General features: G+C 39.1%; 4 protein-coding genes. 3 read left to right on the forward strand and 1 reads right to left on the reverse strand.

What is annotated here, in order from left to right; translation table 11 throughout:
* The first annotated feature begins 483 nt into the window (after positions 1 to 483).
* The 3 genes from ACMZ42_RS07520 to ACMZ42_RS07530 are packed head-to-tail and all read left to right on the forward strand — an operon-like array spanning position 484 to position 2,738.
* Positions 484 to 981 (forward strand): manganese efflux pump MntP family protein, encoded by a 498-nt coding sequence (locus tag ACMZ42_RS07520; RefSeq protein ID WP_370083011.1) that lies wholly within the window; start codon positions 484 to 486, stop codon positions 979 to 981.
* Positions 982 to 1,005: 24 nt separating this feature from the next.
* Positions 1,006 to 1,446, forward strand: coding sequence for a low molecular weight protein arginine phosphatase (locus ACMZ42_RS07525; RefSeq protein WP_415731050.1), 441 nt, complete (start codon positions 1,006 to 1,008; stop codon positions 1,444 to 1,446).
* Positions 1,447 to 1,454: 8 nt separating this feature from the next.
* Positions 1,455 to 2,738 carry a methyl-accepting chemotaxis protein gene (locus tag ACMZ42_RS07530; protein WP_415731051.1) on the forward strand — a complete coding sequence of 428 codons (1,284 nt, stop codon included), beginning with the start codon at positions 1,455 to 1,457 and terminating at the stop codon, positions 2,736 to 2,738.
* 81 nt (positions 2,739 to 2,819) lie between these two features.
* On the opposite strand, the gene ACMZ42_RS07535 is transcribed toward ACMZ42_RS07530, so the two are convergent.
* Entirely contained in the window at positions 2,820 to 3,005 is a 186-nt protein-coding gene (locus ACMZ42_RS07535; RefSeq protein ID WP_415731052.1) for a hypothetical protein, read from the reverse strand.
* Positions 3,006 to 3,116 lie beyond the last annotated feature (111 nt).

Here is a 3,116-nt window from a genome sequence, read left to right on the forward strand (position 1 = left end):
TTCAACCCCACTGATTATTAGTCTTCACCAATCGGGCTTTTACGGGCAGTAAATTTCTCTGCATGTGTGAGGTGGGAGTCTTGTACTTGGCGCTTCGCTTTCGGTACAGGTCAATTACTGCTCGTTAATGCGGGATAAAGTGAAACTTTAATCAGTGGGGTTTTCTTCAACCCCACTGATTATTAGTCTTCACCAATCGGGCTTTTACGGGCAGTAAATTTCTCTGCATGTGTGAGGTGGGAGTCTTGTACTTGGCGCTTCGCTTTCGGTACAGGTCAATTACTGCTCGTTAATGCGGGATAAAAATCTGCATAGACCTTGATCTATAGCTTTAAAAAGCCTAGCAAGTTTTTACTATAAATGAAGGTGATTGTTCATTGTTGGAGTGACTTTTAACACTTAGATGTAAGGAAAATGTATTATGATAATACTGTATTTCCGAGCATAAGATGATAAAATATTAGAGAGCGAAGGAGTGCTTTCTTGCAGGGGATTCTTGCAGGTATATTAACGTCTGTAGATGTGATTGGTTTATATGTATTAATACCAAATGTTAGATATCGATTTTTTTTATCAGTTTGGACAGCTGCTTTGCATATGCTTTTCCCGTTACTAGGTTTCGAATTAGGACACTTTTTAGTGCATTTCTTCTTAGAGTGGGGACAATGGATTTCAAGTATTTTATTATTTTGCATGGGCTTACATTTACTATTATTTTCGCGAAAAGATGAAAAGGTTACTATTTCACCAATACTTTTAGCTGTGACTGCAAGCCTAGATACCTTTTCAGTAAGTGTTTCTTTTGGTATGCTACACTTAGAGAAAACAGTATTTATTATAAGTGCAGGTGTAAGTGCGCTTATTTGCTCTTATGGGTCATTAGTCATTGCACGAAGAAGTCAGGTCTTACTTGGCAATAAATTTCAAATCATTACAGGGATTTTTTTTATCATTATGAGTGTACTAGCTATCCGGCAATAGAGAAAACAATGGAGGGTGATAAGTATGAAAATACTATTTGTTTGCACCGGAAATACTTGTCGCAGTCCCATGGCAGAGGTTATTTTAAAACATAAACAAACTGACAATGTTGAGGTCCGTTCAGCGGGCATTTATGCCATGCCAAATGCGGGGATGTCTGCACATGCACAACAAGTATTATATGAAGCAAATATGACGCATCAGCATTTAGCAACACAATTATCAATAACTGAAATGGAGTGGGCTGATTTAATTTTAACAATGACAACAGCTCACAAAGACACAATAATCGCTAATTATCCAAATGCACAACAAAAAGTCTTTACTTTAAAAGAGTATACAAGCGAAGGTAGCATAGGAAATGTTGTAGATCCTTACGGTGGTAGTAAAGAAATATATAAAGAAACATTTGCAGAATTAACGGAATTGGTAGAACGATTAGTAAAAAAAATTGAAGAGAATTGAGGGTCTCTATGAAAAAACAGTTTGGCTTACGACTTAAACTAGTATTATTTGTCGGTATTCTTGCACTAATCACATACAGTATTAGTTTTATATTTATCGAATATTTACAACCTACCTTCTTCCCAGAGACTAATCGTAAACTGTTTGAAATTTTCACTTATGTGTCAGGTATTGCGTGGTCAGGTATTTTGGCTGCAGTTTTCAGCGTAATCTTAATTAAACCTTTACAGAAGCTCGAAAATTCAGCTTCCCGTGTAGCAGAAGGGAAAATTGGCCAAGATGTAGAAATGCCGAAAACAAGTGATGAGATTCGTTCTGTTGCAGAGGCATTCCAACAAATGGTGTTGAATTTAAGAGGAATGGTGGAAAGTATAGATAATAACTTCCAGCAAACCAATCAATCCATTATCCAACTATCTGATGAAGCAGCTGTTGCAACAAAAAAAGCAGAGAATATTGCTTCTACAGTAAAGCATATTTCTTCTGGTGCAGAGACATCTGCAACGGCAGTCCAAGATACAGCTGAAGCAATTGAAGATGTACGAGCTCTCGCGACAGAAGTTAATAGTAGAGCAGAGGCATCAGCAACGCAATCTAAAGAGATTTTACATAATTTAACGACAACAACAACAGCGATTGAAACATTAGTGAATAGTATTCAGCAAATCGCGGCTGGCAATACTGAGGCATTAGAAAGCATTCATCTATTAGAGGAAAATGCTGGACAGGTAGAGCGCATCATTAGCTTAGTTGGTGATATTGCAGCACAAACAAATTTACTAGCTTTAAACGCTTCAATCGAAGCGGCGCGTGCTGGTGAACATGGCAAAGGTTTTGCAGTTGTAGCTGAAGAAGTTCGTAGTTTAGCGGATGAAAGTGCGAAGGCGGTACAGGGCATTACTTCCCTTATTCAATCCATGCAACAAAACGTTGAAATTGTTGTAAAACAAATGAACCAACAGGTGACATTTGCGACAAATGAAGCCGCACGTGTATCAGAAACAACAACAGCAGTTGAAGGGATGTCTTCAAGTGTACATGAAATGGCGACAGCGATTGTAGAAATTTCTACACTTATTGAGCAGCAAATGCATAATATTGAAACAACTGCTCGTCAATCTCAAGAGGTTGCAGCCATTGCTCAAGAAACGTCAGCAGGTGCACAAGAAGTTCGCAGTGCAGCAGAAGAACAAGCATACGCAATTGAACAAATAGGAAAACTAGCAGAAGGTTTAAAGAAACAATCAGAAGAGCTGCATAAAATGATTCAACAATTTGATAGACAAGCATAAATGGTGAAGGTTTTAGACTGTAGATAAACTCGAATGAGGTTCGAGTTTGCTACAGTTTTTTTATATGTTGTATGAGGTTGTTTATGGTGCCCCCAGAGGTGATAGTGGCTGATAGATGAGGCGAAGTGACGGATAGAATTCGAAGCGACGGATGAAACGATCAGAACGGTGGAAAGAACTGCCGAAGCGACGGATAGAGCGATCAGAATGACGGAAAGAAGAGTCGAAGTGACGGATAGAATTCAGCGACGGAAAGAAGAGCAGCAACGACGGAAAGAACTGCCGAAGCGACGGATAGAGCGATCAGAACGACGGAAAGAAGAGTCGAAGTGACGGATAGAATTCGAAGCGACGGAAAGAAGAGCGGCAACGACGGAA

The organism is Lysinibacillus sp. NPDC056185 (genome assembly GCF_047737915.1).
Taxonomy (GTDB): Bacteria; Bacillota; Bacilli; order Bacillales_A; family Planococcaceae; genus Lysinibacillus.